At 66.5% G+C, this 13,177-nt stretch carries 10 protein-coding genes and 1 pseudogene; 7 read left to right on the top strand and 4 right to left on the bottom strand.

Annotated features, from left to right (window positions below; all coding sequences use genetic code 11):
* Positions 1–31 precede the first annotated feature (31 nt).
* The 4 genes and pseudogenes from G6P88_RS13160 (at position 32) to G6P88_RS13150 (ending at position 4,601) form a co-directional block, all read left to right on the top strand.
* Positions 32–832 carry a hypothetical protein gene (locus tag G6P88_RS13160; protein ID WP_226946859.1) on the top strand — a complete coding sequence of 267 codons (801 nt, stop codon included), beginning with the start codon at positions 32–34 and terminating at the stop codon, positions 830–832.
* Positions 763–1,145 (top strand): annotated as a pseudogene (locus G6P88_RS20550) (aspartyl/asparaginyl beta-hydroxylase domain-containing protein). The gene G6P88_RS13160 and the pseudogene G6P88_RS20550 overlap by 70 nt, the downstream one beginning before the upstream one ends.
* A 52-nt stretch (positions 1,146–1,197) precedes the next feature.
* A complete protein-coding gene (locus G6P88_RS13155; protein ID WP_165323570.1) occupies positions 1,198–2,715 on the top strand; it encodes a 2OG-Fe(II) oxygenase family protein in 1,518 nt (505 codons plus the stop codon).
* An 8-nt stretch (positions 2,716–2,723) separates the two neighbouring features.
* Positions 2,724–4,601: a tetratricopeptide repeat-containing sulfotransferase family protein gene (locus G6P88_RS13150; RefSeq protein ID WP_165323569.1), complete on the top strand. Its 1,878-nt coding sequence runs from the start codon at positions 2,724–2,726 to the stop codon at positions 4,599–4,601.
* Between the two features lie 36 nt (positions 4,602–4,637).
* On the opposite strand, the gene G6P88_RS13145 is transcribed toward G6P88_RS13150, so the two are convergent.
* Positions 4,638–4,886, bottom strand: coding sequence for a hypothetical protein (locus tag G6P88_RS13145; RefSeq protein ID WP_165323568.1), 249 nt, complete (start codon positions 4,884–4,886; stop codon positions 4,638–4,640).
* Between the two features lie 138 nt (positions 4,887–5,024).
* Positions 5,025–7,604 (bottom strand): ATP-dependent chaperone ClpB, encoded by a 2,580-nt coding sequence (gene clpB, locus G6P88_RS13140; protein WP_165323567.1) that lies wholly within the window; start codon positions 7,602–7,604, stop codon positions 5,025–5,027.
* A 195-nt stretch (positions 7,605–7,799) separates the two neighbouring features.
* Here clpB and G6P88_RS13135 point away from each other — a divergent pair, with 195 nt between their 5' ends.
* The 3 genes from G6P88_RS13135 to G6P88_RS13125 all read left to right on the top strand — a co-directional run bounded on the left by G6P88_RS13135 (position 7,800) and on the right by G6P88_RS13125 (position 11,584).
* On the top strand, positions 7,800–10,691 hold the full coding sequence (locus tag G6P88_RS13135) for a M16 family metallopeptidase (protein ID WP_165323566.1): 2,892 nt from the start codon (positions 7,800–7,802) through the stop codon (positions 10,689–10,691).
* The gene (locus tag G6P88_RS13130) at positions 10,688–10,984 is read left to right on the top strand and encodes a hypothetical protein (protein ID WP_165323565.1); all 297 of its coding nucleotides are present in this window, start codon (positions 10,688–10,690) and stop codon (positions 10,982–10,984) included. The genes G6P88_RS13135 and G6P88_RS13130 overlap by 4 nt, the downstream gene beginning before the upstream one ends.
* Positions 10,985–11,092: 108 nt before the next feature.
* Complete coding sequence (locus G6P88_RS13125; RefSeq protein ID WP_165323564.1) at positions 11,093–11,584, top strand: diguanylate cyclase family protein; 492 nt, start codon at positions 11,093–11,095, stop codon at positions 11,582–11,584.
* 31 nt (positions 11,585–11,615) lie between these two features.
* Here the strand turns inward: G6P88_RS13125 and G6P88_RS13120 are convergent, their stop codons facing one another.
* Both G6P88_RS13120 and purE read right to left on the bottom strand, forming a co-directional pair.
* Positions 11,616–12,686 (bottom strand): 5-(carboxyamino)imidazole ribonucleotide synthase, encoded by a 1,071-nt coding sequence (locus G6P88_RS13120; RefSeq protein ID WP_165323563.1) that lies wholly within the window; start codon positions 12,684–12,686, stop codon positions 11,616–11,618.
* Complete coding sequence (gene purE / locus G6P88_RS13115; RefSeq protein WP_165323562.1) at positions 12,683–13,171, bottom strand: 5-(carboxyamino)imidazole ribonucleotide mutase; 489 nt, start codon at positions 13,169–13,171, stop codon at positions 12,683–12,685. The genes G6P88_RS13120 and purE overlap by 4 nt, the downstream gene beginning before the upstream one ends.
* Positions 13,172–13,177 lie beyond the last annotated feature (6 nt).

The raw sequence follows: 13,177 nt of genomic DNA, 5'->3' as shown, positions 1-13,177 counted from the left end.
CCCCGCTGATGAACAGCACCTAAGGTAGCGCATGGCTTCCACCACAACGCCCGCCGACCTGGAACGCGCGGCCGATGCCGCTGCCGCTAAGGGCGCCTTTTCCGAAGCGCTTGCGCTGCTAGCACGTTCAGTTGCTCTCGCTCCGGGTTTCGAACTCCACCTCAAGCGTGCCGCGCTCTATCGAGCGTCGAACAACCCTGCGGCAGCGCTCGACGCGGTGACCGCCGCGCTCGCCTTCTCTCCGCTCGACTTCATGGCGCTGATGCTTCGCGCCGGACTCAAGGAGCAGCTCGGCCATGCCGATGCCGGCGAGGCCTATGAGCAGGCTCTCGCCCGGAAGCCCGACATGATCGCCAACCCGCAGCTCGCCACAGCCGTAGCGCGCGGCGAAGCTCTGCGAGACCGCTGGCGCAGCGACAAGGAGGACCGCCTTCGCCGCGCGATGGCCGATGCCGAATCCGCTGCCGATCCGGAAAGCGCTGAACGCATTGCCCGCTTCCGCAGCAACGCCTTGCGGAAGACACGCGTTTGGCACAGCGATCCGACCCATTTCCATTTTCCCGGCCTGATCGAGCGCGAATATCATGATCGCAGCCTGTTCCCATGGTTGGAGGAACTCGAGGCGGCAACCGACCTGATCCAGACCGAGTTCGAGGCGGTGCCGCCGCCGAACGCGCCGAACTCACCCCCTATATTCAATATCCCGACGGCGCGCCGCTCGCGCAATGGGCGCCGCTCAACCACAACCGCGACTGGACCGCGATCCATCTGTGGCAATATGGCCGGCGCATTGCGGCCAATGCCCGGCATTGCCCGGGCACGATGGCGCTGATCGAGCGCTTTCCCCAGCCACGCATCGGCGGTTGTTCACCCAATGCCATGTTCTCGCTGCTGGCCCGAACACGCGCATTCCGCCGCACCATGGCGTCGCCAACACGCGGCTCGTCTGCCACCTGCCCTTGATCGTACCCGAAGGCTGCTGGTTCCGCGTCGGCGCCGAAACCCGCCTCTGGGAGCGCGGCAGGGCCTGGGTCTTCGACGACACGATCGAGCATGAGGCCCTGAACCCCAGCAGCGCGCTGCGCGTGATCCTCATCATAGACATCTGGCATCCGGGCCTCACCCCCAGGAGCAGGCTGCCGTGACGGCCCTGCTCGAAGCGGAGAGCGGCACGGTGGTACAGGGACTGTGACGAACATGATCGACGACCTGATCGCACGAATGACGCTGCGCCCGTCCGATGCCACGACGGCAGAGACATTGGCCTCCAAGGCGCTCGAACTCCAGAGGGAGGAGGAGGCTCTCCCCTTCGTTGCTCTGGCGGCGGAACGGAACGGCAGCAACGCCCGCCTGTGGCAGTGGACCGGCCTGCTCCACCGCGCCGTCGACCAGCATGATCAGGCCCTGCCCGCGCTCAACGCCGCCGCAACGATCGAGCCACAAGACGCCCGCGTTGCGCAAGCGAGAGCGCAGGTCGCGCTGGAAGCCGGACTCGATGCGCTGCCCCTGTTCGAGACGGCCCTCAGGCTCGAACCCAATAATGGCGATCTTCTGCTGAGCCGCGCCGCCGCCCGCATGGCACAGGGCGACGCCGCAACAGCAATCGCCGAGATCGCGGCACTGCTGGCGCTTCATCCGGGCTGGTATCCGGGCCATGATCGGCTGATCAAATTGCGTTGGATGATGGGCGACAGCCTGCGCTCGACCGAGGCGATTGAACGAGCCTTGGCGGCCAACGCCGGCGACCTCAACCTGTGGCGCATTCTCATCCTCGCGCTGATCGACGCTCGCCAGTTCGAGGCCGCACTGGATGCCGTCGTGCGGGGTAGGGCGGTGCTGGGCCCGCAACTGACCTTCACTGCGAACGAAGCGGCGGCGCGTTCCGAACTCGGCGACGTCAGCGGCGCCGATGCCCTGTTCGCGGTCATGGCGAAGGTCGACGATCTGTCGGTCGCGATCCGCCATGTCCGGCATCTGCTGCGCACCGGCCGCGTCGAGCAGGCCTTGCCGCTGATCGAGCGATGGGCGCGACCGCAGGGCGCCAACCGCGCGATGTGGCCCTATGCTGCCATCGCCTGGCGGCTTGCGGGCGATGCGCGCGCCGACTGGCTCAACGACCCGGCCTTTGTGCGTGTCATCGATCTCGCAGACCGTATCGACGACCTGCCTGCGCTCGCCCGGCGCCTGCGCTCGCTGCACCGGTCCAGCGCGCCGCATCTCGACCAGTCGGTGCGCGGCGGCACCCAGACCGATGGACCGCTGTTCAGCCGGGTCGATCCAGAAATCCAAGCCCTGCGCGCCCTCGTCGTCGAAGCGGCACGGGATCATCTCGCCAGCTTGCCAGCACCCGACCCACGCCATCCGCTGCTCGCTTATGGGCGCCCGGCGCGGCCGCGCTTTGCGGGGTCGTGGTCGGTGCGACTGACCGGCGAGGGCGGCGGTCACCACGCCAACCATGTCCACCCGGCCGGACTGATCAGCTCGGCCTTCTATGTCACCGTCCCCCGCGAGGCTGCCACCGGCACACAGGCGGGCTGGCTGACGCTGGGCAGTCCCCAGGCCGAACTGGGCCTCGACATTCCGCCTGTCCGGACGATCGAGCCAAAGCCCGGTCGGCTCGTGCTGTTCCCCTCGACGATGTGGCACGGTACGCTGCCCTATAGTTTCGGCGAGCGCATGACGGTCGCCTTCGACATCGCTCCCCCTCTGGCCTGAGATTCATCATGACCCTGCCGCCCCCGCATCTGTCGCCCGTCTTCGCCCGGATCAAGATCGGCGACCTACCCGGCGCGCTGAACGCTGCGCAGAACATCCTGCGCAGCACGCCGCGCGATCAGCCGCTCCTGTCGCTGGCCGGCATGCTGGCGTGCAGAACCGGCGATTTCGCCACTGGCGTCACGCTCTTGAAGCAGGCCCGCGCGCTCGATCCCAAAGACCAGGCGACGCTCAACAACCTCGTCCGCGCCATGATCGAGACCGGTGACCTGGACGCCGCCACCGCGCTGGCCGCCGATGGGGGCGACGACCCGAAGCTCTTGCGGCTTTCGGCGCACGTCCACCATCTGCAGGGCCGCCCCGAACGGGCGATCGCCGATTATCGCAAGGTCGTCGCCGCGATGCCCGACGACTTCGAAAGCTGGAACAATCTGGGCAACATCCACGCCTCGGTCGACGAGGTCGAGGAGGCCATCGCAGGCCTGCAGAAGGCCATCGAACTGCGCCCCGATATCAGCCTTCCCTATTGCAACCTGTCGCAGCTGTTCGCGAAGCTGCGACGCTTCTCCGAACGGCAGGCGCTGATGCGCGAGGCCCAGCGCCGCGACCCGTCGAATGCAGAGGTGCAACTGGAAACGGGCCTCGCCGAAGCGTCCATGCGCGATTATCCGGCGGCCGAAGCCGCCCTGCGCGAGGCGATCCGCCTCGATGGCCGTTCGGTCGCCGCCTATCTAGAACTGGCAGTCCTGCTCGAAAACCTCAACCGCACCGACGAGCTGGCCGGCCTGGCGGAACAGGCGCGCGCCGCCGGACTGCCCGAGGCCGAGACGCGCTTCATCGATGCCTGGGCGCTTCGACGCCAGAACCGGTTCGAGGAGGCGCTACCCCTCGCGCAGGCCGTTCCGGAGACGATCGACACGGTGCGGCGCTGCCAATTGCTGGGCGAGGTTGCTGACCGTGTCGGCGAAGCCGACATCGCCTTCTCCGCCTTCCGGCAGATGAACGCAGCATCGCTCGAACTGATGCCGATCGTCCTGCGCGACGCCGACGTCTATCTGGATGAGGTGCGCGCCAATACCGACCAGCTGTCGGCGGAGGCGACGAACCGCTGGACGAGGACGAGCGCACCGTCGGAGCCCCCCTCGCCGATCTTCCTGGTCGGTTTCCCGCGGTCGGGCACGACCCTGCTCGACACCTTGCTCATGAACCTTCCGCAGCTGCACGTGCTCGAGGAGATGCCGGTCGTGCGGCAGGTCGAGAATGCTCTCGGTGCCCCCTCCGAAATCGCCTCGCTAGACGATGAGCGCGTCGCCGAGCTACGCCGTCTGTATTTCGAAACGCTCGACCAGATCGCGCCGCCCGCCGCCGGCCAGCGCGTCGTCGACAAATTCCCGCTGCACATGACGCGCATGGGAATCATCCATCGCCTCTTCCCCGACGCGAAGGTGATCTTTGCCGAGCGCCATCCCTGCGACTGTGTGCTCAGCGCATTCATGTCCAATTTCGAACTGAACCGGGCCATGCTCAGTTTCACGACTCTCGACGGCGCTGCGCGTCTTTATGACCTGGCACAGACTGCCTGGACCCTCGCGGAGGCGAACCTACCGATCGACGTGCACCGGATCCGTTACGAGAGGATGGTCGAGAACCCCGAAGCGGAGATGCGGGCCCTGCTCGCCTTTCTGGACGTCCCTTGGGACGAACGCGTGCTCGACAATCGAGGGAGCGCGGCCAAGCGCGACCATATCCGCACCGCCAGCTATTCGCAGGTCACCGAACCGATCTACCGTCGCTCGGCTGGCCGGTGGGAGCGTTATCGCTCGCATCTTGAGCCGGTCCTGCCCATCCTGGCCCCCTGGGCCGAGTCTATGGGCTACGCGATTTGATGCAATCGGGCGCGCCGGGCTCCGGCGCGCACCCGATCAGTTGTTCTTGTAGTTGTTCGCCTGCGCGCGATCGATCAGCGTGCGCTGGGCGCGACGCTCTTCGTCCCACTGGGCGGCCGTGAGGCAGCGCTTATTCTTGGCAAGACGCGATCCCAGCACGTCTTCGGACCGGCAGATGAGGCGATCCGGATCCTTCTTGTCCTTCTTCGTGCTGCTTTCGGCGGCGAACGCCGCAGAGGACAGTGAAAAGGACGCGATCAGGGCAACGGAAAGGAGCGACTTCATGACGATGATCCCCGGTGATTTTTCCTGTGCGTAATACCGAGATAACACGGCCGCGGCGCAACTGTCATCCACCTGTTTAACCGCCTTATTCTCCAGAATGGAGCAGAAGGGCGAGACCCAGCCTCGCCCTTCCTGCCATCACGCCACCTCGATCGCCAGACGCCCGTCGCCCTCGTCGATCCGCACGGTCGATCCGTCGGGGACCTCTCCGCGCAGCAGCGCTTCGGCCAGCGGGTCCTGCAGATATTTCTGCACCGCGCGCTTGAGCGGGCGCGCGCCATAGACCGGGTCGTAGCCGACCCGCCCCAGCCAGGCCCGCGCGCCCTCTGTCAGCTCCAGCCGGATCTTGCGATCCTTGAGCAGTTTGCCGACGCGGCCGACCTGGATGTCGACGATCGGACCCATATGCTCCTGACCCAGACGGTGGAACAGGATGATCTCGTCCAGACGGTTGAGGAATTCCGGACGGAAATGGGCACGCACCACGTCCATCACCTGATCGTGGACGGTCTCGACCGCCTGACCTTCGCCGAGATTGGCGAGATATTGGCTGCCGAGATTCGAGGTCAGGATGATCAGCGTGTTCGAGAAGTCGACCGTACGGCCCTGGCCATCGGTCAGCCGCCCGTCGTCGAGCACCTGCAGCAGCACATTGAACACGTCGCCATGCGCCTTCTCGACTTCGTCGAACAGCACGACCTGATAGGGCCGCCGGCGGACCGCCTCGGTCAGCACGCCACCCTCCTCATAGCCGACATAGCCGGGAGGCGCGCCGATCAGCCGGGCGACCGAGTGCTTCTCCATGAACTCGGACATGTCGATGCGAACCATCGCCGAACTGTCGTCGAACAGGAAATCGGCCAGCGCCTTGGTCAGCTCGGTCTTGCCGACGCCGGTCGGACCCAGGAACAGGAAGCTGCCAAGCGGACGGTTGGGATCCTGCAGTCCCGCGCGGCTGCGGCGAACCGCGCGTGAGACAGCCTCGATCGCATCCTTCTGCCCGATCACGCGGCGGCCGAGCTCTTCCTCCATCGCCAGCAGCTTCTCGCGCTCGCCCTCTAGCATCTTGTCGACGGGAATGCCGGTCCAGCGGCTGACGACCGAAGCGATGTCCTCGCTCGTCACCTCCTCGCGCAGCATTGCTCCGGCCGACGCCGACTGCGCCTCCGCCAGTTCACGCTCGAGACCCGGGATCACGCCATAGCTGATCTCGCCCGCCCGGCCGAGATCGCCCCGACGCTGGGCCTGGTCGAGTTCGATCCGCGCCGCGTCGAGCTGCTCCTTGAGCTTCGCCTCGGCGTTGATCTTCTCCTTCTCGCCCTGCCAGCGCTGGGTCAGCTCGGCCGACTGCTCCTCCAGTTCGACCAGTTCGGCTTCGAGCGCGTCCAGACGGTCCTTCGATGCGGCGTCGGTCTCGCGCTTCAGCGCCTCGCGTTCGATCTTGAGCTGGATGATCCGACGGTCGAGATTTTCGATCTCCTCGGGCTTCGACTCGACCTCCATGCGCAGGCGGGAGGCAGCCTCGTCCATCAGGTCGATCGCCTTGTCGGGCAGGAAGCGGTCGGTGATGTAGCGGTTGCTCAAGGTCGCCGCCGAGACGATCGCCCCGTCGGTGATCCGCACGCCGTGGTGCAGCTCATATTTCTCCTTGAGTCCCCGCAGGATCGATATCGTGTCCTCGACGGTCGGCTCGCCGACGAACACCGGCTGGAAACGCCGCTGCAGCGCCGGGTCCTTCTCGACATATTTGCGATATTCGTCGAGCGTCGTCGCGCCGATGCAGTGCAGCTCGCCGCGCGCCAGGGCCGGCTTGAGCAGATTGCCCGCATCCATCGCGCCCTCGGACTTGCCGGCTCCGATCAGCGTATGCATCTCGTCGATGAACAGGATGATCTGTCCCTCGGCGCCCTTGACCTCGTCGAGCACGCCCTTGAGACGTTCCTCGAACTCGCCGCGATATTTGGCGCCGGCGATCAGCGAGCCCATGTCGAGCGCCATCACCTTGCGGTCCTTGAGACCGTCGGGCACGTCACCATTGGCGATGCGCAAGGCCAGGCCCTCGGCGATCGCGGTCTTGCCGACGCCAGGTTCGCCGATCAGCACCGGGTTGTTCTTCGTCCGCCGGGCGAGAACCTGGATCGTGCGCCGGATTTCCTCGTCACGGCCGATCACCGGGTCGAGCTTGCCCTCTCGCGCAGCGGCGGTCAGGTCGCGGGCGAATTTCTTGAGCGCATCGTAGCGATCCTCGGCGCTTGCCGTGTCGGCGCTCCGCCCGCCGCGTAGCTGGTTGATCGCGCCGTTCAGCGCTTCGGCACGAACCCCGGCCTCGGCCAGCGCCTTGCCGGCGGCGGTCGCGGGCGAAAGCACCAGCGCGAGCAGCATCCGCTCGACCGTGACATAGGAGTCGCCCGCCTTCAGCGCGACCTGCTCGGCCTGGTCGAGAACGCGGGCCAGATCATTGTCGAGCCCCGGCGTCTGCTGCGCGCCGCTGCCGCTGACCGATGGTACGCGGGCGAGCGCGGCATCGGTCGCCTTCAGCGCGATCGCCGGGTCGCCGCCGGACGCCTTGATGAGGCCCGTCGCCATGCCCTGCTCATCTTCGAGCAGCGCCTTGAGCAGATGTTCGGGAGAAATGCGCTGGTGGTTCATCCGGATCGCGACGGTCTGCGCGGACTGGAGAAAGCCTTTCGAGCGGTCGGTGAATTTTTCGAGGTTCATGCCTGATCCCTGCCTTCCATGACCGGCGATATGGTGTGGCTTTTCTGCAACACAAGTGGCTCCCGCGCTAACATGCCTCGCATCCGGATCGGTGAACCATAGGCTTCCTTCGACCGGCGTATTGCATGGATATTGCACCCTTGGCGGCAAAGGCTAGATTGGCTGGCAATCTTCCCCCATCCGGAAAGTTCCCGAATGCGCCGCAGCCTGTTCCGTCCCGTCGCCGCCCTGTTGCTCGCGACGGCCCTCTGCACGCCGTCCCTCGCCGCCGCCCCCAAGGCGCCGGTTCCTGTCACCGAACTCGTGAAGCAGGTCGACATTCCCTATCAGAGCTTCACGCTGGACAACGGCCTGCGCGTCATCGTCCACACCGACCGCAAGGCGCCCGTGGTCGCCGTTTCGGTCTGGTATCATATCGGGTCGAAGGACGAGCCCGCGGGCAAGACCGGCTTCGCGCATCTGTTCGAGCATCTGATGTTCAACGGGTCCGAGAACGCCAATGAGGATTTCTTCAAGCCGCTCGAGTCGGTCGGCGCGACCGACGTGAACGGCACGACCTGGTTCGATCGCACCAACTATTTCGAGACAGTGCCGACCGGCGCGCTCGATCTGGCACTGTTCCTCGAATCCGATCGCATGGGTCATCTAGTCGGGGCGATCGACAAGGCGAAGCTCGATAACCAGCGCGGCGTCGTCCAGAACGAGAAGCGCCAGGGGGACAACGAACCCTATGGGCTGGTCGAATATGCGCAGCTCGCCGCACTCTTCCCCGAAGGCCACCCCTATCGCCATTCGACGATCGGTTCGATGAGCGACCTCGACGCGGCCAGCCTCGACGACGTCAAGACCTGGTTTCGCTCGCACTACGGCCCGAACAACGCGGTGCTCGTGCTGGCCGGCGATATCGACGTGGCGACCGCAAAGGCGAAGGTAGCGAAGTGGTTCGGCGACATTCCGCGCGGGCCGGAGACGCCCCGCACTGCCGTCACCATCCCGACGCTGAAGGCGCCGGTCGACCAGGTGATGAAGGACCGCGTCGCCCAGACCCGCATCTATCGCAACTGGGTGGTGCCGGGCCTCAACGATCCCGACCTGATTCCGCTCGACCTGGGTATGGACATCCTCGGCGGGCTTGCCTCTTCGCGGCTCGACAATGCGCTGGTCCGCAAGGACAAGACCGCCGTGTCGGTGACGGCAGGGGTGCAGCAGTTCGAGAAGATGTCGCTGGTCGAGGTCACCGCCGATGTCAAACCGGGCGTCGACGCAGCCAAGGTCGCGGCTGAACTCGACCGGCTGATCGCGGACTATATCCGCACCGGCCCCACCGCCGACGAGGTGCAGCGCGCCGCGACGCGCCAGGTGGCGGGCGAGATTTCCGGGCTGGAGACGGTCGGCGGCTTCAGCGGCAAGGCCGTCACGCTGGCCGAGGGCGCGGTCTATTCGGACGATCCCGAGAAGTACAAAAAGGACCTTGCCGCGGCTGCGGCTGCCACCCCGCAGACGATCAAGGCCGCGCTGCAGAAATGGCTCATGCGGCCGGCCTTCCGCCTGGTGGTTGAGCCGGGCGAACGCACCGAACAGGACATGGCGATCGCGGGCGGTGCGGCCAAAGGCTCGCCCGAGGGCGGTGCGATGGCCCCGCGCTATTATCGCAGCCCCCGCTTCGAGGGCGGCGCTGCGGCCCCTGCCATCTCGATGACCCGCCGCCCGACCGCGGCGGTAGACCGGTCCTCGCCCCCGCCGGTCGAGGCGATCAACGACCTCACCTTTCCCGCGATCGAGCGCACGACCCTGTCCAACGGCATACCGGTCGTCTTCGCCCGCCGCACGACGGTCCCGACCGTCCGCCTCTCGGTCAGCTTCGACGCCGGCCATGCCGCCGATCCGAAGGACAAACTGGGCACGCAGGGCCTGACCCTCGCGCTGCTCGACGAGGGCGCCGGCAAGCGCGATTCGATTGCGCTCGCGGAAGCCCAGGAACGGCTCGGCGCGCAGATCGCCAGCTCGGCGACGATGGACCGCACCAATGTGTCGATGTTCGCGCTCAAGGCCAATCTTGCGCCCTCGCTCGACCTGCTCGCTGACGTGATCCAGCGGCCGACCTTCGTGCCTGCCGAAATCGAGAGGCTGCGCAACCAGGTGCTGGCGGGCATCGCGGCCGAGAACGCCCAGCCGCGCGGTATCGCCCGGCGGATCATGCCGAGCCTGCTCTATGGCAAGCTGCACCCTTATGGCGTCCCGATGTCGGGCAGCGGCACCGAGGAGGGCGTCAAGGCGGTCACCCGTGCCGACCTGCTGGCCTTCCACGACCGCTGGCTGCGGCCCGACAACGCGCGGATCTTCGTGACCGGCGACACGACGCTCGCCGAGCTGAAGCCTCTGCTTGAGGCGCGCTTCGGCAGCTGGGCGAAGCCCGCCGCCCCGAAGGGCGAGAAGCAGTTCCGCATGGACCGCATGGCGCGCCCGGCGCGCATCGTGGTGATCGACCGGCCGCAGAGCCCGCAAAGCTATATTCTCGCCGGCGAACTGCTGCCGACGCGCGGGGTGGACGATCCGCTCGATCTGGTCACCGCCAATGAAGTCGTCGGCGGCAGCTTCCTGTCGCGTCTCAACATGGACCTGCGCGAGGACAAGGGCTGGGCCTATGGCGCTTTCACCCAGGCACAGATGCTGCGCGAGACGATGCCGCTGTACGTGATCGCGCCGGTCCAGACCGACAAGACCGGCGCCTCGATCGCCGCCGCCATTGCCGACATGAAGGCGTTTCTGACGACGAAGGGCGTGACGGAGGAAGAACGGGATCGGACGATCAACAACCAGATCCGCTCGCTGCCCGGCTCGTTCGAGACCTCGGGCGACCTGCTCGGCGCGCTGATCTCGCTCGACACGCTCGGACGTCCCGACGACTATTATGAGAAGCTGCCGGCACGTTATCGCGCGATGAAGGCCGCCGATCTCGACGCTGCCGCCCGCAAGGCAATCCGCCCCGACGATCTGATCTGGATCGTGGTCGGCGACGCCGCGAAGGTCGAGCCGCAGCTGAAGGACCTGGGCCTGCCGGTCGAGAAGATGCAGGTCGGCCAGTGAGCACCGAAGTCTGGGACTGCGTGACCAAGGCGCCGTTCGGCGAACAGGCATCGGTTTTCACCATCGTCCGCGACGGTGATCGCTTCACGGGCAGCAACGTCGCCGATGTCGGCGAACTGCCCGTGATCGACGGCCGCATCGAGGGCGATCGGCTGATCTGGAAGATGCCGACGGACAAGCCGATGCGCATGACGCTGGTGGGAAAGGCGGTCGTCGAGGGCGACCGCCTGTCCGGCACGGTGACGATGGGCGCCTTCGGCAAAGCCGAGATGACCGGGGTCCGTCGCAGCTGAAGCCGTCCCGCAACGGGACAGCCCTAAGGCCGGCTCGACCATTCGACAGTCACGAACTGTTAGGATTTTCGCGCATAATCCCCGCTCCGATCGACGGGAGACTCTGCTTTGGGTTCATCGCTCGACCCTTCGCCACTGACACACAGCTGGCCGCTGTTCGAGCGCGCGCAGCGTTTCGACCTCGGCTGCGTGTTCAGCTGGTCCGGAAAGCAGGCGATCGTCCCGGCGCTCGATCGTCCGCTCCTGACCCGCAAGGGGATCGGCCTTTGGGATTGCGATCTGGCCGATGGCAGCCTCAGCTGGTCCGAGGGCGTGTACGATCTGTTCGGTCTGCCGCGCGGGGAACCGGTTGTGCGGTCGGATGCCCTGCACTTTTATGCCGAACCATCGAGAGCTGCGATGGAGAAGCTGCGCGATTATGCGCTGCGCCATCGACGTGGCTTCACCCTCGATGTCGAACTGCGCCCCGCCGGAGGGGGCATCCGCTGGATGCGCATCGTGGGAGCACCGCTTTGCGCCGGGTCGAGGCCGATCCGCCTGCAGGGCTTCAAACGCGACGTCAGCGCCGAATATGGGATCGACAGGAAAGTCTGGGTCTGACGCATGAGCGCCCGGTCGCCAGCCCCTGACCTCAGTCGAAAAACAGTTTCGTCACATGGCCCATCTTTCGGCCCGGCCGTGCCTGTCCCTTGCCGTAAAGATGCAGATGGGCCGCCGGATCGGACAGGATCAGGTCCCAATGCGAGGCCTGCTCTCCGATCAGGTTGCGCATCTCGACGCGCGGCGCGGCGCGTGCGGTCGATCCGAGCGGGAGACCGCAGATCGCGCGGATGTGGTTCTCGAACTGCGAGGTCACCGCGCCTTCGATCGTCCAGTGGCCGCTATTGTGAACGCGCGGCGCCATTTCGTTGAACACGGGACCGGCCTCGGTATCGAAGAACTCGATCGCCAGCACGCCGACATAGTCGAGCTCGGTCACGATCTTGCCGGCCAGCGCCTTCGCAGCTTCGACGGTCGCATCGGACAGGCCTGCGGGAACCGTGGACAGTGCCAATATCCCGTCTTCATGGACATTGAGCACGGGATCCCAGGTTGCGATCGTACCGTCGCGACCGCGCACGACCAGGATCGAAAATTCGCGCTCGAACTCGACGAAGCCTTCGAGCACCGCCGGCTCCCAGGCAAGCGATGCCCAGGCCTCGTCCGCGTCGGCAGCGGCCTTGAGGCGGGCCTGGCCTTTGCCGTCATAGCCGAAGCGGCGGGTCTTGAGGATCGCGGGGGCACCGATCAGCTTGACGGCGGCGTCCAGATCCTCGCGGCTGCTCACCACGGCCCAAGGTGCCGGCCGTCCGCCGATCGCCTTGACGAAGGCCTTTTCGGTCGCGCGATCCTGCGCGGTCGCGAGCGCGCGCGGGTGCGGGGCGAGCGGCACGCGCAGCGCTTCGAGCGGACCGACCGGGATATTCTCGAACTCGTAGGTGATCAGGTCGACGCTCTGCGCAAAGGCCTGGAGCGCATCGAGATCGTCATAATTGCCCTGCACCCAGCGCGCCGACACGTCGGCCGCGGGGCCGCTCGGTTCCGGGGCGAAGATCGCGCAGCGATAGCCCAATTGTGCAGCGGCCATGCTGAGCATGCGGCCGAGCTGGCCGCCGCCGACGATTCCGATCGTCGTGCCGGGGGGGATCAGGGCGGTGCTCAATCGAACGGTTCCTCGGCAACGTCGGCGGTCTGGCGGGCGCGCCACGCATCCAGCCGGGCGGCAAGCGCATCGTCGCTGGTTGCCAGGATCGCGGCGCCCAGCAGCGCCGCGTTGATCGCGCCGGGCTTTCCGATCGCCAATGTGCCGACCGGGATGCCGCCGGGCATCTGGACGATCGACAAGAGGCTGTCCATGCCCTTCAACGCCTTCGATTCGACCGGCACACCCAGTACCGGCAAACGCGTCATCGAGGCGGCCATGCCCGGAAGATGCGCCGCGCCGCCGGCTCCGGCGATGATGACCTTGAGGCCACGCCCGGCTGCCGAGGTGGCATAGTCGTAGAGGCGATGCGGCGTGCGGTGGGCCGAGACGACCTTCGTCTCATAATCCACGCCCAGCGCGTCCAGGGTGGCGGCGGCGTGCGACATGGTCTCCCAGTCGGACCGGCTCCCCATGATGATTCCGATCAGCGGTACGTCTGCCATCGTCAC

The sequence above is a fragment of the Rhizorhabdus phycosphaerae genome (genome assembly GCF_011044255.1).
Lineage (GTDB): Bacteria > Pseudomonadota > Alphaproteobacteria > Sphingomonadales > Sphingomonadaceae > Rhizorhabdus > Rhizorhabdus phycosphaerae.
This window is presented reverse-complemented; position numbering and strand designations above follow the sequence as displayed.

Excerpts from the sequence above, each read along its gene's own strand:
- G6P88_RS13160 (WP_226946859.1), top strand. The coding sequence starts at position 32 with ATGGCTTCCACCACAACGCCCGCCGACCTGGAACGCGCGGCCGATGCC.
- G6P88_RS13155 (WP_165323570.1), top strand. The coding sequence starts at position 1,198 with ATGATCGACGACCTGATCGCACGAATGACGCTGCGCCCGTCCGATGCC.
- G6P88_RS13150 (WP_165323569.1), top strand. The coding sequence starts at position 2,724 with ATGACCCTGCCGCCCCCGCATCTGTCGCCCGTCTTCGCCCGGATCAAG.
- G6P88_RS13145 (WP_165323568.1), bottom strand. The coding sequence starts at position 4,886 with ATGAAGTCGCTCCTTTCCGTTGCCCTGATCGCGTCCTTTTCACTGTCC.
- clpB (WP_165323567.1), bottom strand. The coding sequence starts at position 7,604 with ATGAACCTCGAAAAATTCACCGACCGCTCGAAAGGCTTTCTCCAGTCC.
- G6P88_RS13135 (WP_165323566.1), top strand. The coding sequence starts at position 7,800 with ATGCGCCGCAGCCTGTTCCGTCCCGTCGCCGCCCTGTTGCTCGCGACG.
- purE (WP_165323562.1), bottom strand. The coding sequence starts at position 13,171 with ATGGCAGACGTACCGCTGATCGGAATCATCATGGGGAGCCGGTCCGAC.